This is a genomic window from Methyloversatilis sp. RAC08, assembly GCF_001713355.1.
GTDB lineage: Bacteria > Pseudomonadota > Gammaproteobacteria > Burkholderiales > Rhodocyclaceae > Methyloversatilis.
The window spans coordinates 3,056,901-3,082,478 of record NZ_CP016448.1 but is presented as its reverse complement, the minus strand read 5'-3'; the positions used below and the strand labels follow the sequence as shown (position 1 = coordinate 3,082,478).

Sequence of the window (25,578 nt, the reverse complement as noted above, 5' to 3'; positions counted from 1 at the left end):
AGGCGGATACGGATCAGGGCGGGTGGCCAGACCGCGGAGCCGGTCCGGCTTTCATCACGACACATCGCAGAGACGACACATGGACGCACCAACCGCCATTGCCCACGCCCGCCGGCACAGCCGCTACCTCGACCGCCTGCTCGATGCCCGACCGGCCCTCATCGACGCGCTGACCGCCACCCTGCAGGCGCATGCCAGCGCGGCCATGCTTGAAGACTGGCTCACTCAGACACCGTTCGAGCCGGATGACGAAGCCGGCATCAAGCGCGCGCTGCGCCTCCTGCGCGCCCGCGCGATGGCCCAGCTGATCGTGCGCGATCTGGCGGGCCTGGCCGATCTGGACGAAGTGACCGAGGGCATGACGCTGCTGGCCGAATTGACGGTGCGCGTGGCGGCCGATCAGGCGCGCATCCCGCTCGTTGCTCGTTTCGGCGAGCCACGCGGCGAGTCGGAGGATGGCAGCGACGGCGCGGTGCAGCCCTTCGTCTGCATCGGCATGGGCAAGCTCGGCGGGCGCGAGCTGAATGTGAGTTCCGACGTCGATTTCATCTTCGTCTATCCGGAAAGCGGCGAAACCGATGGCCAGACACCGAACGGGCTGGGCAAGCGCATCGACAATTTTGATTTCTTCACCCGGCTGAGCCGCAAGGTGATCGAACTGCTGTCCGAAGTGACTGCCGACGGCTTCGTGTTCCGGGTCGACATGCGGCTGCGCCCGAATGGCGACAGCGGCCCGCTGGCGGTCAGTTTCGACATGCTCGAAAACTACTTCTTCACCCAGGGCCGGGAGTGGGAGCGCTACGCCTGGATCAAGGCGCGCGCGCTGACCGGCAGCCGGCACGACGAGCTGGAATCGCTGCGCAAGCCCTTCGTTTTCCGCAAATACCTCGATTTCGGCGCCATCAACGCAATGCGCGACCTGCACGCACAGATCCGCCGCGAAGTGGCGCGGCGCGACATGGCCGACAACGTGAAACTCGGCCCGGGTGGCATCCGCGAAATCGAATTCATCGCCCAGGTGTTCCAGTTGATCCGAGGCGGACGCGAAAGCGCGCTGCAGATCCGGCCGACGCAGAAAGTGCTCGACCGGCTGGCGATGCGCGGCGTGATGACGGAAGAAGCGGTGGACGAACTGCACGCGGCCTATGTGTTCCTGCGCCGACTGGAACACCGGCTGCAGTACCTCGACGACGCGCAGACGCACAAGCTGCCGGCCGACGCAGCCGACCAGGCGCTGATCGCCAGCGCCATGGGGTTCGATGATTACGCGGGCCTGCTGACCGAACTCGACACCCACCGCGGACGGGTCAGCCGTCATTTCGACGCCGTGTTCGGCGCACAGGAATCGGATACCTCCGCGCCGCGCGCGCTGTGGCAGGACGCCGACCAGGGCGACGACTGCCGCAGCGCGCTGGCCACGCTGGGCTTCAGCGAGCCGGACGAACTGTCGAACCGGCTCGCGGCGTTCAAGTCTGGCAGCCGCTACCGGCAACTGCCCGACACGTCGCGCAGCCGGGTCGACGCACTGGTGCCCAAACTGCTCGAAGCGTGCCGCGAAACGCCGCAGCCGACGGCGACCGCGCTGCGCGGGCTCGATCTGCTCGAAGCCATCAGCCGGCGCGCCGCCTACCTTGCGCTGCTGGCCGAGTTCCCGCAGGCGCTCGGCCAGGTGGCGCGGCTGATCGGTGCATCGAGCTGGGCCGCCAGCTATCTGGTACGCCACCCCATCCTGCTCGACGAACTGCTGGACGCCAGGCTGCTGACCGCCGAACCGGAGTGGCCGGCCTTCGAAGCGGCGTTGCGCGTGCAGCTCGACGAACTGGGCGACGATACCGAACGCCAGATGGACACCATGCGCGACGCCCACCACGCGCAGGTATTCCGGCTGCTGGCGCGCGATCTGGCGGGCGAACTGTCGGTCGAACGGCTGTCCGACCACCTGTCGGCGCTGGCCGATGTGATGCTGCGCGTCACGCTTGACCTGTGCTGGCGCAAGCTGGCGCGGCGCCACCGCGATACACCGCGCTTCGCGGTCATCAGCTACGGCAAGCTGGGCGGCAAGGAACTGGGCTACGCATCCGATCTCGACGTGATCTTCCTGTTCGACGACGATCACGAATCGGCCCCCGAAATCTACGCGAGGCTGGCGCAGCGTCTGCTGACCTGGCTGTCCAGCCACACCAGCGCCGGCATGCTGTTCGAAACCGACACCCGCCTGCGGCCGAATGGCGAATCGGGCCTGCTGGTCAGTTCGGTCGAAGCCTTCCGCGACTACCAGCAGAAATCGGCCTGGGTGTGGGAGCACCAGGCGCTGACCCGCGCCCGCTTTTCGGCCGGCGACGCCCAGGTCGGCGAACAGTTCGAAGCCATCCGCAACGAGGTGCTGACGCGCGTGCGTGACCTCGCGACGTTGCGCGGCGAGGTGCTCGACATGCGGCGCAAGATGCGCGAAGGCCACGCGAACAAGTCCGACCTGTTCGACATCAAGCACGATCCGGGTGGCCTGATCGACCTCGAATTCGCGGTGCAGTATCTGGTACTGGCGTACGCATCGCGCTACCCCGAACTGACCGGCAACCTGGGCAACATCGCGCTGCTGCGCATCGCCTCGCAGGTCGGCCTGCTGCCGGCGCTGGACGCGGTCGCCGCCGGCAACGCCTACCGCCGCCTGCGTCACCTGCAACATGGCCTGCGCCTGAACGACGCACCGAAGGCCCGCGTCGACCCGGCCCAGGTGATCGTCGAGCGGGCAGCGATCACCGCCATCTGGACGCGGCTGTTTCCGGATGCCGCGAACTTGACCACCGCGTCGTGACTCTTATGGTCACAAACCGATGCCGGAGCACCTGACATGCCGATGACCCGCTGGATACTTGTCGCCCTGCTTGCAGTGACGCTCGGGGGCTGCGCGACCTCTCCACCGCGCCCGCCGGCACCGACCACCGACGAAATCGTGCAGATGTCGAAGGACGGACTGACGCCGGCCGAAATCATCCAGCGCATCGACGAAAGCGGCGGACTTTATGCGCTCAAGGCATCGGAGCTGGCAAATCTGCGCGAACAGGGCGTATCCGACGAGGTGATCGACCACATGCAGCTCACGCTGCTCGAAGCCACCCGGGCACGTGAGGCCATGCGCGAGCGCGAACGCATGTGGATGTTCGGCTACCCCGGCTATCCCGGCTATCCGTGGGGTTACTGGCGGCGGCCGTTCTATTGAGTTGAAATGCACTTCAGAGCTATCGTTATAATCAAATATCACTTTTTGAGATAACTATTGCTGGCTAGACTGCGCCCTCCTCAAGGAGTGCCGCGCAGTGAAAATCCGCCACATCGACACCCGCCCGACCGCGGTCGGGCAAGCCCACGAAGCCCTTGGCCTGCCGCCGGTGGAACAGGTCATCGACCGCGCGCAGGCGCACCCGCTGGTCACCGTCGCGACCTGGCTGATCGGCTTCACGCTGTTCGGCCTCGCCGCGTTCCTGCTGGTGCGCGGTCTTCCGATGAGCGATCCGGCCGCCGCGCTGGCCATCGTCATCGAGGTCGTCACGTCGGAGGAATTCCTCACGGCCGCCGCCGTCGGCTTCGTTGCGCAGAGCATCGACGGTGCGCTCGGCATGGCCTACGGCATTTCCGCCACCACCTTCCTGCTCGGCACCGGCGCGTCGCCCGCGGTGGCCAGTGCCAGCGTACACATCGCCGAAATATTCACCACCGGCCTGTCCGGCCTGTCGCATCTGCGGCTGGGCAATGTCGATCGCAAGCTGATGCTGCGCCTGCTGGTGCCGGGCGTGATCGGCGGCGTGCTGGGTGCGCTCTTCGTCACCCAGCTCGACGGCGCCGCCCTCAAGCCGTGGATTTCCGGCTACCTGCTGCTGATGGGCGTCTACGTGCTGACCAAGGCCTGGCGCCACCGGCGCAAGCCGGCGCAGGAGCCCAAGCATGTCGCCAAGCTGGCGCTGTTCGGCGGTTTCGTCGATGCCGCCGGCGGCGGCGGCTGGGGCCCGGTGGTCACAACCAGTCTGGTCGGTGCCGGCCAGGACCCGCGACGCACCATCGGTTCGGTGAATTTCGCCGAGTTCTTCATCGCCATCGCCAGCGCTGGCGCCTTCGTGCTGTTCATCGATGCCGCACCGTGGGCCACCGTCGCCGGACTGGTTGCCGGCGGCATGTTCGCCGCGCCGCTGGCCGCCTTCCTGTGCCGCGCTCTGCCGGCGCGCGCGCTGCTCGTGCTGGTCGGCACGCTGATCAGCGCACTGAGTGCCTACAACCTGGTGAAGGCGCTCGGATGAGTGCAGTGGCTAGACGACATCTTCAGGTTGCAGCGGTTGAATCGACGCGTTGAAATGTGACCGGAACCGCGATCGCCGAAGCCATGGCGATCCGGGGGATGTGCGTCCAGCCGACCCATGAGCCACTCGGGATTCGGCTCAGACTGCAACACCGAACCAGGATCCGACCAGCGCAGTCAGTGCCATGGCCGCAGCGCCCCAGAACGTGACGCGGAGCGCACCGCGCAGCGGTGACGCGCCGCCCACGCGCGCCGCGACCGCACCGAGCAGCATCAGCGAAACCAGTGACGAGACGGTCACCACCGTGGTCATGGTGTCTTCCGTGGCCAGCACCACGGCGAGCAGAGGGATGCCGGCGCCCGCCGCAAAGGCCAGCGCCGATGTCAGCGCGGCCTGCAGCGGACGCGCCTGGCCGTCGACCGGAATGCCCAGTTCGTCGCGCGCATGCGCCTGCAGCGCGTCACGCTTCATCAACTGGCGGGCCACTTCGTCCGCGGTCACCGGATCGAGCCCTCGCCCGACGTAGATGGCTGCGAGTTCGCTCATTTCGTGCACCGGATCACTTTCCTGTTCGCGCCGTTCCTGCTCGATGTCCGCCCGTTCCGTGTCCGCCTGCGAATGGACCGACACGTATTCGCCAGCCGCCATCGACATCGCGCCAGCCACCAGCCCGGCCACGCCGGTCAGCAGCACGACCTGGGGCGTCGCGTGCGCCGCCGCCACGCCCGCGATCAGGCTGGCGGTCGACACCACGCCATCGTTGGCCCCGAGGACGGCAGCGCGTAGCCAGCCACTGCGGTGGCTGCGATGCATTTCCTTGCGCGGGGCACGAATCATCATGGTTCAGCCATCGATATTGTCTAAAGACCACACGGTATACTTTCCCGCCGTGCTGACCGAGTCACTCATGCCCCGTTTCGCCAATATCGCCGCCTATCGCTTCGTACGACTTGACGAGCGCGACACGCTGCGTAGGCGCATCCATGAGGCCGCGCAGGCACGCAGTCTGCTGGGCACCGTTCTGCTGGCGACCGAGGGCATCAATCTCTTTCTCGCCGGCGCGGCCGACGATCTTCGTGCCTTCCTTGCTGAACTGGCGCAAGACCCGCGTCTGGCCGGGCTCGATGCGAAATGGAGCTATTCCGACACGGTGCCTTTCAAGCGTCTGCGCGTGCGCCTGAAGAAGGAGATCGTCACCGTTGGCGCGCCGGATTTCGATCCGGCCGAGACGCCTGCACCCTATCTGCCGCCGGCGGAACTGAAGCGCTGGTATGACGAGGGGCGCCGTTTCGTCATCATCGACACGCGCAACCGCTGGGAAGTGGAACAGGGCAGCTTCGACCATGCACTCGACCCGGGTGTCGACAGCTTCGGCCAGTTCCCGGCGGCGCTCGAACGGTACGCCGACCTGAAGGACACGCCCATCGTCACATTCTGCACCGGCGGCATCCGCTGCGAAAAAGCCGCGCCGCTGATGAAGAAGGCCGGCTTCACGCAGGTGTATCAACTCGAAGGCGGCATCCTGCGCTACTTCGAAGAAGTGGGCGGCGCCCACTGGCACGGTCACTGCGTCGTGTTCGACGAGCGCGGCGCACTGAAGCCAGACCTCACTCCCGCTGGCTGAGCGCGCTTGCGCCGAACCTCATGCGGCCTGGGGGCCGCGCAGCTTCCTGACGCCCAGCACAACGGCCAGCGTGAGCGCGCCGGCGACGATGCCGGTCAGCGCGTCGGCAACAAAGGGCAGCAGCACGCCGGCCACCGTGCCCGCAGACTGCGTTACCGTTTCGGTCAGGTGGCCGATCGCGTCGTGCAGCGGCGCAATGCCGTGCGTCAGGATGCCGCCGCCGACCAGGAACATCGCCGCCGTGCCGGCGACCGACAGGAATTTCATCAGCCACGGCGCGGCCGTCAGGATGCCGCGCCCGAAGGCGCGCAGCGGCGCCGAGCCTGAACGACTGAGGTAAAGCCCGCCGTCGTCCAGCTTCACGATACCCGCCACCAGACCGTACACGCCGATGGTCATGATGGCGGCGATGCCCGCCACCACGGCGACCTGGGTGCCGAAAGGCGCATCGGCAACGGTGCCGAGCGTGATCGCGATGATTTCCGCCGACAGGATGAAGTCGGTCCGGATCGCGCCCTTGATCTTGTCCTTTTCCAGCGCCACCAGATCGATTTCGGCATCCGCAAGCGCCGCCAGATGTTCCTTGCGCTGCGCCACATCCTCGTCCGGGCTGTGCAGGAACTTGTGCGCCAGTTTCTCGAAGCCTTCGTAACAGAGGAACAATCCGCCCACCATCAGCAGCGGCGTGACCGCCGCCGGCACGAAGGCGCTGATCGCCAGCGCTGCCGGCACAAGTATGAGCTTGTTGCGCACCGAACCCAGCGCGACCGCCCACACCACAGGCAATTCGCGATCCGCCTTCACGCCCGCCACCTGCTGCGCATTCAGCGCCAGATCGTCGCCCAGCACACCGGCGGTCTTTTTTGCGGCAACTTTGGTCAGTACCGATACGTCGTCCAGCACGCTGGCGATGTCGTCGATCAGTGCAAGAAGGCTGGCGCCAGCCATATCGATATCCCGTTGTGGAGGTTTGCCGCGCGGATCCGCCCGGCATGAGACGCGCCGCATCCTACCCGAAGACCGTCTGCACCGGCGCCCGAGCATCCCTGTAGGACGTCGCCGACAGCAGGTGCGCCCGATGCTGACGGGCTGCCCGCAGCGCCACTCTTAAGCTCTGGTCACGGCTTCATGCCATCCACTTCACCACCCGATTGAATACCGACCGGAGAGATCGATGTCCGCCGCCCAACTTCTGATGTGCGCATTGATGGTCATTGCCACCGTCGCGCTGATCGTAACCGGCCCGGACGACGGTCCGGTCGAGCAGGCCGCCGCAGCGGCCAGCGAAAGCCTGCTGTCACTGACCCGGATCCTGAATCACTGAACCTGACCACGAGACCGACATACATGAAACAGACCGCCAGAAAAATCGCCGGCTGTGCCGGCCTGATCACCTGTTGCGTCATGCTCGCCGCGTGCGATCCGCAATCCACCTTCCCGATCGGCCCGCAGTCCGGTTCCACGGAGCCGGAAAGGCAGGAACGCGCAGCCTCGGAAACCCGGAAGTCGGGCGAGCCGCGCACGGTTGCTGCAAAGCCGGCACCCGCTGTTCGCGCCGATCTGGGCGAAGTGATTGCGGTGGAGCCCATCGTGGCAGAGGGTGAAGCCAGCGGTGTCGGTGCAGCCGTGGGCGGTGTCGTGGGCGGCCTGCTCGGCAACCAGATCGGTAGCGGCAGCGGCCGCAAGGTCGCCACTGCAGTCGGCGCGGTCGGTGGTGCTGTTGCCGGCCATACGATCGAAAAGAACCGCAACGAACATGTATCCGGCTACCGCGTCAGCGTGCGCATGGACAACGGCGAGCAGCGCAGCTTCACCGAGGGCGCTGATACCGCTGTGCGCGCCGGAGACCGGGTGCGCGTGGTCGACGGCAGCCTGCAGCGAACCTGACGTCGGCACCTGCGCAAGTCAGCCGATGCGTCCGGGATCAGTCCTCGCGCCAGCCCGGGACAGACCAGCCGGTCAGCACCGCCAGCAGGCGCAGACCGGCGATCAGCATCACCGCCACGCCAAGCGACACCAGCGGCGTGACGTCCAGCGCGTTCATGCCCAGATAGGCCCAGGCGCCGACGAATGCGCACAGCGCATACGGCCGGTGGTCGCGGAACACATAGGGCACCTCGTTGCAGATCACGTCGCGCATGACGCCGCCGAATACGCCGGTGATGACGCCCATCATGGCCGACACGAAAACCGGCATGCCCGCCTCGTAAGCCAGGCCGACGCCGGTGACGGTAAACAGGCCGAGCCCGAGCGCATCGGGAATCAGGATGGCGCGCTCGGTGAAGCGGTGGTGGCGCGCGCGCAGCCATGGCACGGCGGCCAGCGACAGCAGGAAGATCAGCCACACATGGGCCTGATGTTCGACCCAGAAGAAGGGCCGGCGGTCGAGCAGCACGTCGCGCACCGTACCACCGCCGAACGCGGTGATGAAGGCGACCGCGAACACCCCGACCACGTCCATTCGACGGCGCGCCGCTTCGATGAAACCGGACAGGGCAAATGCAAGGGTGGCTGCGAATTCGATCGCGGCGATCAGGAGCTGGAATCTGGGCATCGCGCGATTCTAGGGCCTGTTCGCATTTGATTCGTGCATCACGCTTGCAGGCAGAAAATCACGGTCCGCAATCCGCCTGCGCCTGGCGCAGGCGGATCAGAGGTTCCGGATTGCCAGCCACCTCCTTCAGTCAGCAGATGCGTTCCCACAGGCTGGTTTCGTCACCCAGGCGCTCGAATTCCACGCCATTGAAGTCGCCGCGCGACACCACGCCAAGAATGCGCCCGCCCTCGACCACCGGCAGGTGGCGGTAGCCGCCGTCACTCATCGCGCGCAAGGCGTCGAGCGACGTTTCGGCCGGACCGATGGTGCGCGGATTCGGCGTCATCGCGACCGCCAGACGGGTGTCCGGGCCATCGTGCGCCTCGGCCAGAATGCGCACTGCATCGCGGCCGGTGAAGATGCCGGCCAGCGCCCCCTGATCATTGACGACCAGCACGGCACCGACGCGACGTTCCCACATGCGGCGGCAGGCGTCGCCTACCGTCTGTCCGGTGCTCAGCAGCAGCGGATCCTGATCCTTGATGACAAGTTCGATGCAACGCTTCTTCATGTCTGCTCCCGCTTGAATCGGAGCCCATGCCCCGTGATCAAACAATAGTCCGGACTACGTTTCATATCTTGAGCCTGATCAGCTTCCGGCCCTTCCGGGTGCCGGCTCGGCTAAGCTCTCGTCCGCCCGCCCCTTCCTTCATGCCATGAGTTCCACCGAAGCCTCCCCGTCATCCCGTCTGGGCGGCTATCTCGCCGCCGCCGGCACCGTTGCCATCTGGACCGGCTTCATCCTCGTGTCACGCATGGGCGGAAAAAGCGCCCTGACGCCCTATGACACGCTGGCGTTGCGTCTGGGCACAGCCGCCTTGATCCTGCTGCCGTTCGCCGGTAGCCTGCCACGCGGCGCCTGGCGCGACGTCAGGCTTTGGGTGCTGGCCATGATGGGCGGCCTGCTCTACGGCGTGCTCGCCTTCGCCGCCTTCAAGTTCGCCCCGGCCGCCCACGGCGCCATCCTGCTGCCCGGCATGCAGCCCTTCCTGATCGCCGCCGTCGCCTGGGCAATCAGCGGCGCACGGCCCGGCAGCGCCAGCGTCGCCGGACTGGTGTTCATCGCCGTGGGCATCGCCTGCGTGGCGCGACACGAACTGGTCGGTCATGGCAGCTGGACACCCGATCTGCTGTTCGGCGATGCGCTGCTGCTCGGCAGCTCGCTCGCCTGGGCCATCTACTCGGTGCTGGCCAGGAAATGGGCCTACGACCCATGGACGCTGACCCGCTTCGTCGCACTGGCGTCCGCCCTGGTATTCCTGCCGGTCTATCTGCTGTGGCTGCCGAAAGCGCTCGACGCCGTACCGCCGTCGATGCTCGCGTTGCAGGGCCTTTACCAGGGCGTGGCGGTCACCATCGTCGCCATGGTGCTGTTCCTGAAGGCGGTGGCAGTGCTGGGGGCTCAACGCACCGGCGCGCTGGTGGCGCTGGTGCCGGTAATCGCCGGCGTGCTGGCCGCGCCACTGCTGGGCGAGGCGCTGTCCGGCTGGCTGATCGCCGGCCTGCTGTTCGTATCGGCCGGCGCCTTCGTGGCGGTCAGACCGGGGCGCAAAAAGACAAATGGCGCGCCCTGAGGCGCGCCATCCCGTTGATCCGGTGCAGGCCGGATCAGAACGGGATGTCGTCGTCCATGCCGCCGAAGCCGCCCGAACTGCTGGCCGGAGCGGACTGCGGAGCAGGCTTCTGCGGCGCACGTGCGGCGGGCGCCTGGCGCGGCGATTGATCGAAATCGTCGCCACCACCGCTGCCGCCGGCACCGCCGCTGTAGCCTTCGCTGCCGGCACCGCCGCCGCCCATGCCCTGGCGACTGCCCAGCATCTGCATCTGGTCGGCGCGAATTTCGGTCGTGTAGCGGTCGTTGCCGTCCTTGTCCTGCCACTTGCGGGTGCGCAGGCTGCCTTCGACGTACACTGCCGAGCCCTTGCGCAGGTACTGACCGGCGATTTCGGCCAGCCGGCCGAAGAAGGCGACGCGGTGCCACTCGGTCATTTCCTTCTTTTCGCCGGTCGCCTTGTCCTTCCAGCTGTCGGTCGTCGCGACGGTGATGTTGCAGATTGCGTCGCCATTCGGCGCGTAGCGGGTTTCCGGGTCTTTCCCGAGATTGCCGACCAGAATGACCTTGTTCACTGAAGCCATGATTTGTCCCCCGGAGTGTCTTGAGCGCGGGTCCCGACGGGGCCCACGGACTGCTTGATCAAAACGGCGCTGCGCGCCGCATCTTGCTACGCGTCGGACAGATTACGCCCTTTGCATAATTTCAGGTACCGGCGACCGGCTGGTCGAGCAGCCTGCGCACGACGTCTTCGTCCCACAGTTCCAGATTCACCTTCAGGAAAGCCATGCGCCGCTCTGCCTCGATGCGCACCTCGCGCAGGCCGGGCAGGTCGTTGATCTGGTCACGCAGACGGTCCAGATCGACATGGTCGCCAATCGCATACTCGCGCAGTGCGACCACCGGCGGCGGCTTCATGCTGCGTGCCCACAGCAGCCACACGACCGCCAGCACGGTACAGAACAGATAGACGCCATCTTCGCCGAAGCGCAGCGCAATGGCTCCGCCGACCGCGCTGCCGGTCGCCGCACCGAAGGACTGCGCGGTGTTGAACACGCCCAGCGCCGCACCCTTCGCGTCCGGCGGCGCGATGCGCGACACCAGCGACGGCAGCGTGGCTTCGAGCAGGTTGAACGCCACGAAAAACACGAACAGGCCGCCGATCAGCACCAAGGCGAGGTCGAGATGCAGCAGGAACATCACCTGCGACACGATCAGCGTGACAATGGACGCGAGAAATACGGTCTTCACGCGCGACTTGCGTTCGGCCCAGATGATGGCCGGAATCATGCAGATGAAGCTGGCGATCACGATCGGGAAGTACAGTGTCCAGTGCTCGGCGACCGGCAGGTCCATCACCTGCACGAGTGCGAGCGGCACCATCAGGAACATGGCCATCTGCACCATGTGCACGACGAACATGCCGAAATTCAGCCGCATCAGCTGGCGGTCACCCAACACCCGCGCGAACGGCGCGGGCTTCACGACCGGCGCATGTTCCGGGTCCGGCACCACGAACAGCAGCAGCGGGATGCCGGCCAGCGCGAGGCCGCCGATCAGCAGGAAGATGCCTTCCATGCCGATCCAGCCGTAAAGCGCCGGTGCCAGCACCAGTGAGCCGGCGAACACCAGCCCGATCGACGTACCGATGACCGCCATGATCTTGGTGCGATGTTCGTCGCGCACCAGATCGGCCACCAGTGCGGTGGCCGCGGCCGAAATGGCGCCGCTGCCCTGCAGGATGCGGGCAGCGATCATCCAGTTGATGTCGGGCGCCCACGCGGCCATCGCGCTGCCTGCGGCATACAGCAGCAGGCCGATCACGATGATGCGCTTGCGACCGAAGCGGTCCGAGGCCGCGCCGAGCGGAATCTGCATCACGCCCTGCGCCAGACCGAACATGCCGAACGCCAGGCCGACCCAGAAGATGTTGTCGCCGCCCGGCAGCGTGCGCGCGAACACCGCAAACACGGGCAGCACGAGGAACAGCCCCAGCATGCGCAGGGAAATGATGAATGCCAGCGCTGCCCCCGCGCGCAGTTCCGTGCGGGTCATGCGGTCTTTTGTCGGGGGAGTCATGTGAGGCAGGAAAACGATCAGCCGGGATTCTAGCAAGCCGGCAAGGTCTGATGCGCCCGACCGGACTCTTTTCTGCGCGCGACGCCGACGCGCGGACAAGCCGATCGCGCGATGCCCCTTGCACTTGAATCCTGAATCTTGATTCCTGCCCTTCTCGCCTTTCCCGGCAAAATGGGTTCTCATAGCCGGTTGCATGAAACCGGGCGGGCTGATGGACTGGATACGCATTCGTGGGGCGCGCACCCACAATCTGAAGAACATCAATATCGACATCCCGCGCGACCGGCTGACCGTGATCACCGGGCTTTCGGGCTCCGGCAAGAGTTCGCTGGCGTTCGACACGCTGTACGCCGAAGGCCAGCGCCGCTACGTGGAATCGCTGTCCGCCTACGCGCGGCAGTTCCTGCAGCTGATGGAAAAGCCGGATGTCGACCTGATCGAGGGGCTGTCGCCGGCGATTTCGATCGAACAGAAGGCGACCAGCCACAATCCGCGCTCCACCGTGGGTACGGTGACCGAAATCCACGACTATCTGCGTCTTCTGTTCGCGCGGGTCGGCACACCCCACTGCCCCGAACATGGCGCACCGCTGGCCGCGCAGAGCGTGTCGCAGATGGTCGATGCGGTGCTCGAGATGCCGGAGGAGAGCAAGGTGGCCATCCTCGCGCCGGTGGTGAGCGAGCGCAAGGGCGAGCAGGTCGAGCTGATTTCGGAGCTGCGTTCGCGCGGCTTCGTGCGCGTGCGCCTCGACGGCAGGATGATGGATATCGATGCCCTGCCGAAGCTGGACAAGAACATCAAGCACACCATAGACGTCGTCGTCGACCGGCTGAAGGTGCGCCCCGACATGCGCCAGCGCCTCGCCGAATCGATCGAAACCGCACTGCAGCAGGCCGAAGGGCGCGCCATTGCGCTGGACATGGACAGCGACGCCGAACAGCTTTTTTCGGCCCGCTTCGCCTGCCCGGTGTGCGGCCACAGCGTGTCGGAACTGGAACCGCGCTTTTTCTCGTTCAACAACCCGGCCGGCGCCTGCACCAGTTGCGACGGTCTGGGCATGGTCACCTTCTTCGACCCGGTGCGCATCGTCGCCCACCCTCACCTGTCGCTGGCCTCCGGCGCCATCCGCGGCTGGGACCGGCGCAACCAGTTCTATTTCCAGCTGCTGTCCAGCCTGGCCGGCTTCTACAAATTCGACATCGACACCCCGTTCGACGAGCTGGATGCAACGTTGCAGGCCATCGTGCTCAACGGCTCGGACAAGGTCCGCATTCCGTTCCGCTACCTGTCGGAATCCGGCCGCGCGACGATACGCGAGCACGTGTTCGAAGGTGTGGTGCCGAATCTGGAACGCCGCTACCGCGAAACCGATTCGGTCGCGGTGCGCGAGGAACTGGGCAAATACCGCAATACCAAGGTGTGCCCGGACTGCAAGGGCACACGGTTGCGCAGCGATGCGCGCCATGTGCGGGTGGCCGACCACACGCTGCCGGAACTGGCCGGGCTGCCGCTGCGCGCCTGCAAGGCCATCTTCGACGACATGGAACTGGATGGCGCACGCGCCGCGATCGCCGCCCGCATCATGCGCGAGGTCGCTGCCCGGCTCGGCTTCCTGATCGACGTCGGGCTGGACTACCTCAGCCTCGACCGTTCGGCCGAATCGCTGTCCGGCGGCGAGGCGCAGCGCATCCGGCTGGCCAGCCAGATCGGCTCCGGCCTGACCGGCGTCATGTATGTGCTCGACGAACCGTCGATCGGCCTGCATCAGCGCGACAACGCACGCCTGCTCGGCACGCTGTCGCGCCTGCGCGATCTCGGCAACACGGTCGTCGTGGTCGAACACGACCAGGAAGCGATCGAAATGGCCGACCACGTGGTCGACATGGGCCCCGGCGCCGGCCAGCACGGTGGCGAGGTGATCGCCCAGGGCACGCCGGCCGACATCGAAGCCTGCGAAGCCAGCCTGACCGGCGCCTACCTGTCGGGCCGCAAGCAGATCGCGGTGCCGTCCAGCCGCACATCGGCGAAGGACGACTGGCTGCACATCCGTGGCGCACGAGGCAACAACCTGCACGGCACCGACGCGGCGATCCCGGTCGGGCTGCTGACCTGCGTGACCGGCGTGTCGGGCTCGGGCAAGTCCACATTGATCAACGACACGCTTTATGCAGCGGCCGCTCACCACCTGTATGGCTCGGCCGCGCTGCCGGCGGCGCACGATGCGATCGAGGGGCTGGACCTGTTCGACAAGGTGATCAATGTCGACCAGTCGCCGATCGGCCGCACGCCGCGCTCCAACCCGGCCACCTACACCGGCCTGCTGACGCCGATCCGCGAACTGTTCGCCGGCGTGCCCGAAGCGCGTTCGCGCGGCTACGGTCCGGGCCGCTTTTCGTTCAACGTGAAGGGCGGCCGCTGCGAAGCCTGTCAGGGTGACGGGCTGGTGCGCGTCGAAATGCACTTCCTGCCCGACGTGTTCGTGCCATGCGACGTGTGCAACGGGCGTCGCTACAACCGTGAAACGCTGGACATCCGCTACAAGGGCAAAACCATCCACGATGTGCTGTCGATGAAGGTGACCGAGGCACGCGACTTCTTCGACGCCGTGCCGACGGTCGCGCGCAAGCTGGAAACGCTGGTCGAAGTGGGGCTCGGTTACATCGGCCTCGGCCAGAGCGCGACCACGCTGTCCGGCGGTGAGGCGCAGCGCGTCAAGCTGGCGCTGGAGCTGTCCAAGCGCGACACCGGCCGCACGCTGTACATCCTCGACGAACCGACCACCGGCCTGCACTTCCACGACGTCGACATGCTGCTCGGTGTGCTCGGCCGGCTGCGCGACGCGGGCAACACCATCGTCGTCATCGAACACAATCTGGACGTGATCAAGACCGCCGACTGGATCATCGATCTCGGCCCGGAAGGCGGTGCCGGCGGCGGGCTCATCGTCGCCACTGGCACACCCGAACAGGTCGCCGCCGAGCCGGCGTCGCACACCGGCCGCTATCTGGCGCCGCTGCTCGAAAAGGATGCGCGGCGCCAGCTGGGTGCGGCCGCCGGCTGAGCGGCCGGGTGGCGCCAGGCGATGAATTGCGCGGTTGAGCGCGGCGTGTTGGGCATCGCTGCGCTCACCCCAACCTACGGGGCTGGACGATGCGTCGGGCGGGCTCGACGCGATTTGTCGGGTATCTCTGCGCTCACCCCAACCTACGGGCTGGGCGATGCGTAGGTTGGGGTGAGCGCAGCGATGCCCAACGACCGAGGTTCGAACGTGATCGCGACGCGAGCCAACCAGCCGGGTCCCGCCTTTCGGCGGAGGGCTGAGTGCCGGTCCGGTAGGGCCCGGGCCTCGCTCAGTCGATCAGCTTGAGCTGGCGCGCCGCGTGCATCAGCTCGATGTCGGTCGACACGCCGAGCTTGGACTTGATCTGGTAGTGGATGTTGAACACCGTCTTCACGCTGATGTGCAGCGTGTCGGCGATGTCCTCGCGCGATTTCGCGGCGATCAGCATGCGCAGGATTTCGAACTCGCGCGCGCTCAGTGCGGCCAGCGGATTCTTCGCGGTAGTGCCGGCGCGGCGCAGCGCCGCCAGCTCCGCCTGAACGTCAGGGCTCAGCGTCTGCCGGCGGTGGTACACCGCGCAGATCGCCTCGACCAGCAGGTCAGGTGGCGAACTTTTGGTGACGTAGCCGAGCGCGCCTGATTCGAGCGCCTTTTCGACGAAAGTGGCGTCGCGGTGCATGGTGAAGATGAGCACGCGCGCATCGCGGTCGCGCTGCACGATGCGTTGCAGCGTCTGGATACCGCTGGCACCCGGCAGCGTGATGTCCATCACCACCACATCGGGCGCCAGTTCGACGTAGCGCCGGTAGGCCTCTTCGCCGGAGCTGGCTTCGGCTGCAATGGTCAGCGGCGGATGCCGCTCGATCAGTCGTCGGTAACCTTCGCGCACCACCGCGTGGTCATCGACCAGCAGCACACTGACCGGTGTGTCCGTCATGCCGCCAGTCCCCCATCGGTCAGTTGCCAGGGTACGACGATATCGACCGCCAGCCCCTGCGGTTCGCGCGCCGACCACTGCACGCGACCGCCGAGCGCGATCACCCTTTCCTTGACGCCGATCAGGCCAAAACCACCGGATGAGCCCTGTGGCGCCGGCAGGTCAGGCCCGCGCACAACGCCGTCGTCGCTGACGCGCAGCCGGATGTCGTCGCTCGCCGCGCGCCGTTCAAGTTGCACGTCGACGGCCGTCGCGTCCGAATGCTTGGCCGCGTTGGTCAGACATTCCTGCACGATGCGGTAAAGATTGATCGCAATGTCATCCGGCACGTCGGCGAAATCGCCGCTCACGTCGAGCCGGTAACTGCAGCGGCCGCGTGCCTGGGCGTCCCACATGCGGACCAGCCTGTCGAGGCCGGCGATCAGCCCGTACTCGTCCAGTCCGACCGGCCGCAGTTCGCGCAGGATGCCGTGCAGCGATTCCATCATGCCGCCGACCGTGCGCAGCACCGTCTGTCCGCTGGCGCGCAACGCATCCGGCTGCGGCTGCGGCCGCCCCGCTTCGTCTACCACGCAGGCCGCCTCGGCGCTGATCGATGCCAGGCTCTGTCCGAACTCGTCGTGCAGTTCGCGCGCCAGCCGCCGGCGCTCACCTTCCTGCACGGTGAGCAGCCTCTGCGCCAGCCGCTGCTGTTCCTGCGTCTTCTGTTTCAGATTGCCCGCCATCGCGTTGAACACCGAGCCGATGCGGTCGAACTCGATCAGTTCGAATGCCGGCAGCCGCGCGTCAAGATCGCCGCGTTCGAGCTTGCCCAGACCGTCCAGCACCGCCGCCGCCGGGCGAAGCGCGCGACTGATGCTGACGTAGATCAGCACATTGAACGCCAGCAGCGCCAGCACCGCCCACATCAGCAGGCGCGTGATCTCGTTCCAGACGGCCGCGCTTTCGCGATCGGCGTCGACGCGGATGAGCACTTCGCCCATCTTCAGTCCGGGCGCACGCCCGACGTCGAGACCGACGCCGTAGGGCTGGTACCACAGCACGCGCCGCCCCACCTTCACGCCGGGCGCTTCACCGTCGACGACGGCCGTGTCGGCACTGCGATCGATGCGCCGGTTCAGCATGTAGCGGATCAGTTCGCGGAACCAGGCCGGCGCCTGGGCGGCGTCCTGCGACGGCGGCGACTCCTGCTGACAGCTGTTGGCCGACAGCGCACCCTCGAGGTCGAAGTACTGCACGCACAGCCGGGTCACTTCGGAAAACTCGGCAAAGCGCGCGAGGTCCGGCTTGCCGATGTTCAGTTCAAGCCCGCTCAACTGACGCGACATCTGGTCGGTGATCAGCCGCGACACCAGATCGGCATTGCGCACCGCCTCGGCCTGCAGCCGCGTCGTGGTGCGCCAGATCAGGCCGGCCGAGGTGAGCGCGCCGATCGCCACGGCGAGCAACGTGATCCGCAGCATCAGTGTCAGTTTCAGGTTCGCGCCGCGCTTCATCACCGGAGTTTAGCCGCGCGCAGCGCGGGCATCTTGCCCGTGCGACGACCGACGCTCAGTCGGCAACACCTGCGGGCAGCCCGAACAGCCTTTGCGCAATGCGCGCCGCCGCCGCCAGCATCTGCGCACGACAGGCGGCGCGCCCCGCTTCGTCCAGCCAGGCGCTGATGAAGGTGGTGCCGATCCCAGCCACCGGATAGCCGCCCGGATCGCAGATCGGCACGCCCATGCCGCTGGTGCTGCGGTCCAGCACCATGCCGTCGAACGCACTGTAGCCGTGCTTCAGCGCGAATTCGATCGCCGCCCGATGGCGCGTTTCGTCATAGCGCTCGACGCGGTGAAAGCGCGACAGATTGATGCGCACCACCTCCCATACCTCCGCTTCCGGCAGGCGCGACATCATGGCGATGCAGCTCTGCGTGACGCCGAACGCGGTGCGCAGGCCGACGTCACCGCGCCCGACCTGCACCTGCGACCGCGTGTCGTAGCGGCCGATGCACACGCTGTCGAGTCCGCTGCGGATGTTCAGGAACACCACCTGATCAAGCGCTTCGGCCAGCGCGCTCAGTTCGGTCGCCGCCGAGCGTTCGACCGGCTGGCGGCTGACCGCCGAATAGCCGAGCGCGGCCAGATCGCGGCCGAGGTTGAAGCGCAGCGTCAGCGGATCGCGCTCGACCCAGCCGATGTCGATCAACATGTCGAGCACGCGATGGATGGTCGCCCGCGGCAGACCGGTGCGCGCGACCAGTTCAGTCAGCAGGCTGCCGCGGCGCGAGCCGCGCGCAATCGTGGTCACCAGCAGGCGTGCGCGGTGCAGGCTGCCTGCCGGCGCCTCGTCCACCGCGCCGCGCTGCGCTGAAGCTCGTCCGTTCATCCGGCCATCCGCCCCCTGTCCATTCAAACGCAAACCTGTGTCCGATATGCGGACACCTATGTAGCGCCACCTTATTGCCGCATGCAGATGCGAACACTAGCATCGGCCTCACACAACAAGACCTCGAACAACCGGTTTGTCCGTTCATCGGACAGCTTTCCTGACTCAGGAGGAGACATGGCCCCGCTCTTCGGCGCGCAGCACCGCACGCTGCAGGATCAGTCCGACATCCGGGCCGAGCACCCGGGCTTCATCGAGTCGCGCGATTTCTTTTTCCTGACCACCATCGAACAATGCAGCGACCTGACGGTGTCGCACACGGGCGGCAGCCCCGGCTGCGAAACGCCATCCGCCACGGCGAAGCGCATCGACGGGCTGCAGGGCCGCACCTGAACACCGCCGTCGCGGCCACATTCACGCCACCGCGCCGGCTGGCTTGCAGCCTTGCCGATGGGCGGGCTGTCCGGTTGGGGACGACGCCATCTGATCATCACGACCGCACGCTGGGCAACTTGCCCGCCACCTCCTGCCTAGACTGCGCCGCTGAAGGTGCATGGGCAGCGCCCCGCCCCCACTATCGATTACGCATCCGGGAGACAGCATGATCAGAGAAGAACACCTGCAGGACTGGCGCGACGCCGCGCTGAGCGTCGAAACCGAAGTCCGCAAGGCGGTGATCGGCCAGGACAACGTGGTGCGGCTGATCAATGTGGCACTGTTCGCGCGCGGTCACGTACTGCTCGAGGGCGATGTCGGCGTCGGCAAGACCACGGTGCTGCGTGCGTTCGCCCGCGCCATCGGCGGCGACTTCGAACGCGTCGAGGGCACGGTGGACCTGATGCCCAACGACCTCGTCTATCACACCTATGTCGACGCCGACGGCAAGCCGCGCATCGAACCCGGCCCGCTGCTGCGCCACGGCGAGCGGCTGACCACCTTCTTCTTCAACGAAATCAACCGCGCCCGCCCGCAGGTGCAGTCACTGCTGCTGCGTGCGATGGCCGAGCGCACGGTGTCGGCCTTCAACCGCGAATACAGCTTTCCGCACATGACGGTGTTCGCCGACCGCAACAAGGTCGAGAAGGAAGAAACCTTCGAACTGGCGTCTGCCGCGCGCGACCGCTTCATGTTCGAACTGCGCATGGAAACGCCGCGCGACAAGGCGGTGCGCCGCGCACTGGTGTTCGACACCGCCTTCCACGACGTCGACGCACTGATCAACCAGGTCACACCGGGCATCCTTGACTGGCAGTCGCTGAACTCGATGGCGGCGGCGATCCAGCACAGCGTGAGCGCAAGCGAAGCACTCGAACGCTATGTGATGGACCTGTGGGACGCGAGCCAGAATCCGGCCGCCTTCGACGTGCGCATCGACGGCGTCGACATGAAGAAGCTCATCCTGGCCGGCGCCAGTCCGCGCGGCATGAGCGCCCTGCTGCGCGCCGCACGTGTGGTCGCCTGGATGGCCGGTCGAACCCATCTGGTGCCGGACGATGTGCAGGCCATCCTGCCGTCGACGCTGGGCCACCGCGTGTTCTTCACCCCGGTATACGAAATGCGCCGCGCGCAGATCGCCGACACGCTGGTCGCACAGATCATCGAGAAGGTCGCCACGCCGCGATGAGCGACGCCGATGAGGTGCGCGAGTTCCACTACCGGCTGCCGCATCGCGCGGCGGGTCCGCGCCCGGGTTCGCACCCGGGCAGCAGCCTGGGCGCCGGTCAGGAATTCGTGTCGCACATGAGTCTGTACGACCGCCCGGACCCGCGTCGGCTCGACCTGCGTGCCAGCCTGCGCAGCACCACCGGAGACTGGCTGGTGCGCGTCAATCGCCAGCGCGTCGGTGTCACCGTACAGGTGCTGGTCGACGTGTCCGCCTCGATGGGCTTCGGCGCGCGCCGGCGCAAGCTCGACGTCGCTGCCGACTTCGTCGAATCCCTGGCGCACAGTGCGTTTCGCATCGGCGATGCGCTGGGCATGCTGGCCTTCGATCAGCGCGAACGCGCCGAGCTGTGCGTGCCGGCGACATTGAGCCGCGGGCTGGGCAGCGTGATGGCCGACAGTCTGCGTCAATGCACATCGGCGCCCGGCGGCATCGAAGGTCTTGAGGATGCGCTGCAGCAGCTGGTCGGCCGCGAGGCGCTGGTGTTTCTGGTCAGCGACTTCCACTGGCCGCTGGAGCGGCTCGGTGGCGCACTCGACCTGCTGTCGCACGCCTTCGTCGTGCCGGTCATCGTATGGGACCCGGCCGAAACCGAGCCGCCGCCGCACGACGCCATCGCACCGCTGCGCGACGCCGAAAGCGGCGTCCGCCGCACCCTGTTCATGCGCCCGAAACTGCGCACGCAGTGGCGCGACGCAGTGGCCGCGCGGCGCGCCGAGCTGGATGCCTTCCTGTCCGCGCGCGACCTGCGCCCTTTCTTCATCCACGGCGCCTTCGACGCCGAGGCGATGTCCGATTACTTCTTCGAGGCCACCGCATGACGCCCTTGATCCGAGCGTCCCTGATCGCCAGTCTGCTGCTCGCCCAGGGCGCTTTCGCACAGACAGCGCCTGCACCCGCTGCGGACGCCGTGTCCGGCGACGTATCCAACACCCTGTCCATACAGGCCGAAGCAGCCGCGGATGGCGCGCCGACTGCCGCCCCGGCTTCGCCTCGGGGTGTCGCACCGACACCTGCTGCCGCGCCGCAAGGTCGTCCGGCACAGGTCGTTCAGCCGCGCGCTTACGGCCATACACTGGGCGATCTGCTGACGCAGCGCGTGCGGCTCGAAATCGACGGCAAGCCGGTCGAACTCACCAAGCCGCCAGCCCCCGGCCGCGTCGGCGTCTGGCTCGAACGCCGGCCGACCCGCATCGAACGCGACACCGACGGGCAGCGCTGGCTGGTGATCGAGCACCAGCTGATCAACGCGCCGCAGGCACTCGTGGCACTGGCGCTGCCGGCGCTCGACCTGCAGACGTCCGGCGGACTGCTCGGCGTGGCTGCCTGGCCGTTCAGCGCGGCACCGCTGACGCCACGCAACGTCTTCGGCGAGGGCGCACTGGAAGCGCTGCAGCCGGACCGTGGCGCGCCCGCCGTCGACACGACGGCCATTCGCCAGCAGATCGCACTGTGGGGCGGCCTGTGCCTCGCCGCGCTGCTCGCCTGGGGCGGATGGCTGGGCTGGCGCAGCTGGCGCGCCGGACGCAGCCAGCCCTTCGCCCGCGCGCTGCGCGAAGTGAATGCGCTGCGCAGCCTTACCGACGACGCGCCCGAAGCCTGGCAGGCGCTGCACCGCGCCTTCGACCGTACCGCCGGTCGCACCCTGCAGCCCGCCTCGCTGCCGCGCCTGTTCGAACGCGCACCACAGTACGCGCCGCTGCGCGCCGACATCGAGCGCTTCTACGCACAGTCGGCCGCGCTGTTCTTCGGCGACGGCCCGCCGGCCGACGCGCTGCCGCTGCGCACCCTGGCGCGGCGCCTGCGTGACATCGAAAGGCGGCACGAGGCATGAATATCGGCGCCATCGACTTCGCTCAGCCGTGGGCCCTGCTGGCGCTACCGCTGGCCGCGTTGCCGCTGCTGCGCCGGCGCCGCGACACGCTGCTCTTTCCAACGCTGGACTGGCTGCCGCGCGACCGCGCCGGTCGCATCGCCGGCTTCGCCTGGCGCGCGCTGGCGGTGTTCGCGCTGGCCGCCATCGTCATCGCGCTGGCTGGCCCCGGCTCGCCCGAAACCACAGTGACGCGCACCGGGCGCGGCGCGGAAATCCTGATCCTGATGGACCGCAGCCGCAGCATGGACGCCAAGATGAAACCCGCGGACTGGCGCACCATCGATCCGCATTCGATGCTCTACCAGGTCGAATCGCGCGGTGAGCCGAAATCGGCGGTGGCGCGTGACCTGCTGTCGAAATTCGTCGAACAGCGACCGGACGACCGTTTCGCGCTGATGTTCTTCAGCGCCGGGCCGATGAACGTCGTGCCGTTCACCCAGCACGATGCGGTCGTACAGGCCGGCATCAAGGCGGGAGGACTGGGGCGCGGCCTGTCCGACACCGACGTCGGCCGCGCACTGACCGCCGCCATCGACAGCTTCGATGCGCGCGCCTACACCGGCAGCCGCATCATCCTGCTGGTGACCGACGGCGGCACCCATCTCGACGAACCGACGCGCAAACGCGTTCGCGAAGGCCTGCAGGCCAACCGCATCGCGCTGCACTGGCTGTATCTGCGCACGCTGAACGCGCCGGAGCTGGACGCCGAAGCGAGCGCACCGCCGCCCCAGGCCGATGGCGACGACCCGGCTGCGATCGAAATCCGCAATGCCTACTACGCGCAGGAATCGATCGCCGAGGTGTCGCTGCACCGCTTTTTCCAGTCGCTGCCGGTGACCTACCGCCTGTATCAGGCCGACAGCCCGGAAGATCTCGCGAAGGCGGTGGCCGAGGTCGGCCGGCAGCAGAACTTCCCGCTCGACTTCGACGAGCGCGTGCCGCGGCAGGACCACAGCCGCCTCTTCCTTTCGCTGGCAGCGCTGTGCTGCGCGCTGCTGCTGGTCTATCGATCCCTTCTTCTGCGGAGCTGGCTGTGAAAAGACGTACCGTCCATCTGATTTTCGGCGCCACCGCACTGCTCACCGGTGTCGCCGCCGGCTGGCAGACGACTCGGCTGTGGCAGGCCGAGCGCGTGAATGCGGCCATCGCCGCCGCCGGCAGCCTCGACGCCGACCTGCCGGAGGCGCAGTTCGCGCAGGCACTGGCGCTCAGCCGCGGCGCTGACAACGAAGCCGCGACCCGCGCATGGAAAGGGCTGATTGCCGGCGAGCGCGATGACCTGCGCCAGGGCGCGCGCTACAACCTCGGCAATCTGCATCTGCGTGAAGCTCTGGCGCACGGCGAGGCCGACGTCGCCAATGCGCTGCCGCTGGTCGAACTGGCCAAGCAGCGCTACCGCGATGCACTGCGCGAACGCCCTGACGACTGGGACGCGCGCTACAACCTCGAGCGCGCGCTGTGGCTCGCCCCCGAAATCGCGCAGGCCGCTGCAGCCGCCGACGACGGCCCGGCGCCGCCGAAGGAGCGCGTGGTCACCACGCTGCAGGGCGTGCGGCTGGACCTGCCATGAGCGCGCTCGCATGAGAACCCGCACCTTCCTGCGCAATCTGCTGGCCAGCCTGCGCGAGCGCGACGCGCGCACGCTGATCGCGGCACTCGCACTGCTGGTGTTCGCCGCCCTGCTGCCGCCAGTGAATCTGCCGCGCGACAGCTGGGACACCATCGTCGTGTTCGACCTGACACAGAGCATGAATGTGGAGGACTACGAACTGGATGGCATGCCGGTCAGCCGGCTCGCCTATGCGCGCGAATCGGCGAAGCGCGCACTGCGCGAGTTGCCGTGCGGCTCGCGCGTCGGCTGGGCCGGCTTTGCCGAGTACCGCACGCTGCTGCTGCTGGCGCCGATCGAAGTGTGTGCCCACTACGGTGACCTGATCGCTTCGCTCGACCAGATCGACGGCCGCATGCGTTGGGGCAATTCGAGCGAGGTGGCAAAGGGCGTGTTCTGGTCGGTACGGGCGGCGAAGGAGATCGGCGACACACCCGGCGTCGTGTTCGTCAGCGACGGCCAGGAAGCGCCGCCGCTGCGCGACGGCGACAAACCGGGCTTTGACGACATCAAGCCGGGCGACATCCGCGGCTGGATCATCGGCGCGGGCGGCGACGCGGCGCGGCCTATCCCGAAGAGCGACGACGACGGCCGACCGGTCGGCTACTGGAAGGCGAGCGAAGTGATACAGCGCGAGTTGCGCAGCGCCGACGGCAAACGGGTACCGGGCACCGAGCACCTGTCGGCCCTGCGCGAAACGCACCTGCGCGCCATCGCTCAACAGGTCGGCTTCGACTACGCCACGCTGACCGACGCCGACACCCTGACCCGTGCCATGAAACACGCCGACGCGGCAGTCTCCCGCCCGGTGCCGACCGACCTGTCATGGCTGCCGGCTGCGCTCGCCCTGATCGTGCTGATCGCGCGCTTCCGCCCGGAAGCCCGCGGCCCGGCCTGACTGCACTCGCCCTCCTGTCGCACAACCCTGCACGCCGGATGACGGCCGCTTCGTCTGACCGGGCGTCGGCATGCAGCTTGTCGAGCGCTGATGCGCATTCGCGAATCCCGTCGACATGCCGGGGAATGGCTGCGCAGCGGCGCGGTCAGAGGCGTCGAACCCATCGACTGTCAAATCATGAATCCGCTGCATCCGAAAAAACTGCTGCTCACCAAATGGACCGCCGTTGCACCGGTCGGCCGCAACCTGCACTTTCTGGTGAGCAAGGTGATCGAGCCCGACCCGCCGGACACGGTGATCCGCTGGATAGACATCGAAGCCGTGCATTCGAAGTCGGTCCGGCGCATCGAATGGCGCGAGCTGAAGGATTCGACCCGCTGGCGGCAGGGCTGGGTCTGACGATCGGCCGCATGTCTGCCGTCAGCCGGCTGCCTGCTCCGCCCGCCAGGCATCGACCACTTCCTGCGCCGCCCTGAAAGCATCGACCGACGCCGGCACGCCGGCATACACCGCGCAGTGCAGCAGCGTTTCGCGGATTTCCTCCACCGTGCAGCCATTGTTGAGCGCACCGCGCACATGGCCCTTGAGCTCGTTCGGGCACTTCAGCGCGGTCAGCGCCGACAGCGTGATCAGGCTGCGCGTGCGCCGGTCCAGCCCATCGCGCGTCCACACGCCGCCCCAGGCATGCTCGTTGATGAAGGCCTGCAGCGGCTGCGTGAAGTCGGTCGCGTTGCCCAGTGCGCGATCCACAAAGGCATCGCTCATCACTTCGCGGCGTACCGCCTCCCCGCGCTTCGCGCCATCGCTCATGATCATTTCTCCGGTTGCGTTCGTATCGAGCGGCGGATTCTACGGATTCCGCAGCACGCTGAACCAGCCGGCCTGGCTATGCAGGACCTCTGGGTGTGCCGTCGCCACGGCTGATCGGAGTAGCATCGCCCTGCCCGCAATTGGCGCATCGGATCGCGCGGCGCATCAATGCAGGGCGGGCCGGATCGGGAATTCATGTCACGCATGGCGT

At 67.2% G+C, this 25,578-nt stretch carries 26 protein-coding genes; 16 read left to right on the top strand and 10 right to left on the bottom strand.

Translation table 11 applies throughout. The features are described from left to right. The first annotated feature begins 79 nt into the window (after positions 1 to 79). The 3 genes from glnE to BSY238_RS14115 all read left to right on the top strand — a co-directional run bounded on the left by glnE (position 80) and on the right by BSY238_RS14115 (position 4,292). Positions 80 to 2,815, top strand: a complete 2,736-nt coding sequence (glnE, locus tag BSY238_RS14125) for a bifunctional [glutamate--ammonia ligase]-adenylyl-L-tyrosine phosphorylase/[glutamate--ammonia-ligase] adenylyltransferase (protein ID WP_069039701.1) — start codon at positions 80 to 82, stop codon at positions 2,813 to 2,815. A 36-nt stretch (positions 2,816 to 2,851) separates the two neighbouring features. Beyond that, a complete protein-coding gene (locus tag BSY238_RS14120; RefSeq protein ID WP_069039700.1) occupies positions 2,852 to 3,220 on the top strand; it encodes a hypothetical protein in 369 nt (122 codons plus the stop codon). 97 nt (positions 3,221 to 3,317) lie between these two features. Continuing rightward, entirely contained in the window at positions 3,318 to 4,292 is a 975-nt protein-coding gene (locus BSY238_RS14115; protein ID WP_069039699.1) for a sulfite exporter TauE/SafE family protein, read from the top strand. Positions 4,293 to 4,430: 138 nt separating this feature from the next. Here the strand turns inward: BSY238_RS14115 and BSY238_RS14110 are convergent, their stop codons facing one another. After that, positions 4,431 to 5,129, bottom strand: coding sequence for a VIT1/CCC1 transporter family protein (locus BSY238_RS14110; RefSeq protein WP_150124018.1), 699 nt, complete (start codon positions 5,127 to 5,129; stop codon positions 4,431 to 4,433). Positions 5,130 to 5,199: 70 nt separating this feature from the next. On the opposite strand from BSY238_RS14110, the gene trhO reads away from it, so the two are divergent. Next, the gene (trhO, locus tag BSY238_RS14105; RefSeq protein ID WP_069040706.1) at positions 5,200 to 5,916 is read left to right on the top strand and encodes an oxygen-dependent tRNA uridine(34) hydroxylase TrhO; all 717 of its coding nucleotides are present in this window, start codon (positions 5,200 to 5,202) and stop codon (positions 5,914 to 5,916) included. 18 nt (positions 5,917 to 5,934) lie between these two features. On the opposite strand, the gene BSY238_RS14100 is transcribed toward trhO, so the two are convergent. Then, on the bottom strand, positions 5,935 to 6,864 hold the full coding sequence (locus BSY238_RS14100) for a DUF808 domain-containing protein (protein ID WP_069039697.1): 930 nt from the start codon (positions 6,862 to 6,864) through the stop codon (positions 5,935 to 5,937). A gap of 226 nt (positions 6,865 to 7,090) precedes the next feature. On the opposite strand from BSY238_RS14100, the gene BSY238_RS18550 reads away from it, so the two are divergent. Then, complete coding sequence (locus tag BSY238_RS18550; RefSeq protein WP_190295020.1) at positions 7,091 to 7,240, top strand: hypothetical protein; 150 nt, start codon at positions 7,091 to 7,093, stop codon at positions 7,238 to 7,240. 23 nt (positions 7,241 to 7,263) lie between these two features. After that, positions 7,264 to 7,803: a glycine zipper 2TM domain-containing protein gene (locus BSY238_RS14095; RefSeq protein WP_069039696.1), complete on the top strand. Its 540-nt coding sequence runs from the start codon at positions 7,264 to 7,266 to the stop codon at positions 7,801 to 7,803. 37 nt (positions 7,804 to 7,840) lie between these two features. Here BSY238_RS14095 and BSY238_RS14090 read toward each other — a convergent pair whose 3' ends face one another. Continuing rightward, positions 7,841 to 8,470 carry a trimeric intracellular cation channel family protein gene (locus BSY238_RS14090; protein ID WP_069039695.1) on the bottom strand — a complete coding sequence of 210 codons (630 nt, stop codon included), beginning with the start codon at positions 8,468 to 8,470 and terminating at the stop codon, positions 7,841 to 7,843. A 130-nt stretch (positions 8,471 to 8,600) separates the two neighbouring features. Then, a complete protein-coding gene (locus tag BSY238_RS14085; RefSeq protein ID WP_069039694.1) occupies positions 8,601 to 9,023 on the bottom strand; it encodes a CBS domain-containing protein in 423 nt (140 codons plus the stop codon). A gap of 145 nt (positions 9,024 to 9,168) precedes the next feature. On the opposite strand from BSY238_RS14085, the gene BSY238_RS14080 reads away from it, so the two are divergent. After that, positions 9,169 to 10,086 (top strand): DMT family transporter, encoded by a 918-nt coding sequence (locus BSY238_RS14080; RefSeq protein WP_069039693.1) that lies wholly within the window; start codon positions 9,169 to 9,171, stop codon positions 10,084 to 10,086. A 34-nt stretch (positions 10,087 to 10,120) separates the two neighbouring features. Here BSY238_RS14080 and ssb read toward each other — a convergent pair whose 3' ends face one another. Both ssb and BSY238_RS14070 read right to left on the bottom strand, forming a co-directional pair. Further along, a complete protein-coding gene (ssb, locus tag BSY238_RS14075; RefSeq protein WP_069039692.1) occupies positions 10,121 to 10,648 on the bottom strand; it encodes a single-stranded DNA-binding protein in 528 nt (175 codons plus the stop codon). Between the two features lie 121 nt (positions 10,649 to 10,769). Continuing rightward, positions 10,770 to 12,119: an MFS transporter gene (locus BSY238_RS14070; protein ID WP_069039691.1), complete on the bottom strand. Its 1,350-nt coding sequence runs from the start codon at positions 12,117 to 12,119 to the stop codon at positions 10,770 to 10,772. Positions 12,120 to 12,354: 235 nt separating this feature from the next. Here BSY238_RS14070 and uvrA point away from each other — a divergent pair, with 235 nt between their 5' ends. Beyond that, positions 12,355 to 15,204, top strand: a complete 2,850-nt coding sequence (gene uvrA, locus BSY238_RS14065; RefSeq protein ID WP_069040705.1) for an excinuclease ABC subunit UvrA — start codon at positions 12,355 to 12,357, stop codon at positions 15,202 to 15,204. Between the two features lie 289 nt (positions 15,205 to 15,493). Here the strand turns inward: uvrA and BSY238_RS14060 are convergent, their stop codons facing one another. Genes BSY238_RS14060 through BSY238_RS14050 form a run of 3 tightly spaced genes read right to left on the bottom strand, consistent with a single transcriptional unit; the run spans position 15,494 to position 18,511 of the window. After that, positions 15,494 to 16,141 carry a response regulator gene (locus BSY238_RS14060; RefSeq protein ID WP_069039690.1) on the bottom strand — a complete coding sequence of 216 codons (648 nt, stop codon included), beginning with the start codon at positions 16,139 to 16,141 and terminating at the stop codon, positions 15,494 to 15,496. Next, entirely contained in the window at positions 16,138 to 17,637 is a 1,500-nt protein-coding gene (locus BSY238_RS14055; RefSeq protein WP_069039689.1) for a sensor histidine kinase, read from the bottom strand. The genes BSY238_RS14060 and BSY238_RS14055 overlap by 4 nt, the downstream gene beginning before the upstream one ends. Positions 17,638 to 17,692: 55 nt before the next feature. Continuing rightward, positions 17,693 to 18,511: an IclR family transcriptional regulator gene (locus BSY238_RS14050; RefSeq protein ID WP_069039688.1), complete on the bottom strand. Its 819-nt coding sequence runs from the start codon at positions 18,509 to 18,511 to the stop codon at positions 17,693 to 17,695. A gap of 177 nt (positions 18,512 to 18,688) precedes the next feature. Between BSY238_RS14050 and BSY238_RS14045 the strand changes: the two genes are divergently transcribed. From BSY238_RS14045 to BSY238_RS14010, 8 genes are all read left to right on the top strand, one after another. Further along, a complete protein-coding gene (locus tag BSY238_RS14045) occupies positions 18,689 to 18,904 on the top strand; it encodes a hypothetical protein (RefSeq protein ID WP_069039687.1) in 216 nt (71 codons plus the stop codon). A gap of 208 nt (positions 18,905 to 19,112) precedes the next feature. Further along, complete coding sequence (locus BSY238_RS14040) at positions 19,113 to 20,135, top strand: AAA family ATPase (protein ID WP_069039686.1); 1,023 nt, start codon at positions 19,113 to 19,115, stop codon at positions 20,133 to 20,135. Continuing rightward, complete coding sequence (locus BSY238_RS14035; RefSeq protein ID WP_069039685.1) at positions 20,132 to 20,995, top strand: DUF58 domain-containing protein; 864 nt, start codon at positions 20,132 to 20,134, stop codon at positions 20,993 to 20,995. Before BSY238_RS14040 ends, BSY238_RS14035 begins: the two co-directional genes overlap by 4 nt. Beyond that, positions 20,992 to 22,008, top strand: a complete 1,017-nt coding sequence (locus tag BSY238_RS14030) for a hypothetical protein (RefSeq protein ID WP_083224052.1) — start codon at positions 20,992 to 20,994, stop codon at positions 22,006 to 22,008. The genes BSY238_RS14035 and BSY238_RS14030 overlap by 4 nt, the downstream gene beginning before the upstream one ends. After that, entirely contained in the window at positions 22,005 to 23,087 is a 1,083-nt protein-coding gene (locus BSY238_RS14025) for a vWA domain-containing protein (RefSeq protein ID WP_069039684.1), read from the top strand. Before BSY238_RS14030 ends, BSY238_RS14025 begins: the two co-directional genes overlap by 4 nt. Beyond that, positions 23,084 to 23,620, top strand: coding sequence for an MxaK protein (locus tag BSY238_RS14020; protein ID WP_069039683.1), 537 nt, complete (start codon positions 23,084 to 23,086; stop codon positions 23,618 to 23,620). The genes BSY238_RS14025 and BSY238_RS14020 overlap by 4 nt, the downstream gene beginning before the upstream one ends. A gap of 10 nt (positions 23,621 to 23,630) precedes the next feature. Continuing rightward, positions 23,631 to 24,557 (top strand): VWA domain-containing protein, encoded by a 927-nt coding sequence (locus BSY238_RS14015; RefSeq protein ID WP_069039682.1) that lies wholly within the window; start codon positions 23,631 to 23,633, stop codon positions 24,555 to 24,557. Between the two features lie 177 nt (positions 24,558 to 24,734). Next, positions 24,735 to 24,956, top strand: coding sequence for a TIGR02450 family Trp-rich protein (locus tag BSY238_RS14010; protein WP_069040703.1), 222 nt, complete (start codon positions 24,735 to 24,737; stop codon positions 24,954 to 24,956). Positions 24,957 to 24,977: 21 nt separating this feature from the next. Here the strand turns inward: BSY238_RS14010 and BSY238_RS14005 are convergent, their stop codons facing one another. Beyond that, positions 24,978 to 25,367 carry a carboxymuconolactone decarboxylase family protein gene (locus BSY238_RS14005; RefSeq protein WP_069040702.1) on the bottom strand — a complete coding sequence of 130 codons (390 nt, stop codon included), beginning with the start codon at positions 25,365 to 25,367 and terminating at the stop codon, positions 24,978 to 24,980. Between the last annotated feature and the right edge of the window lie 211 nt (positions 25,368 to 25,578).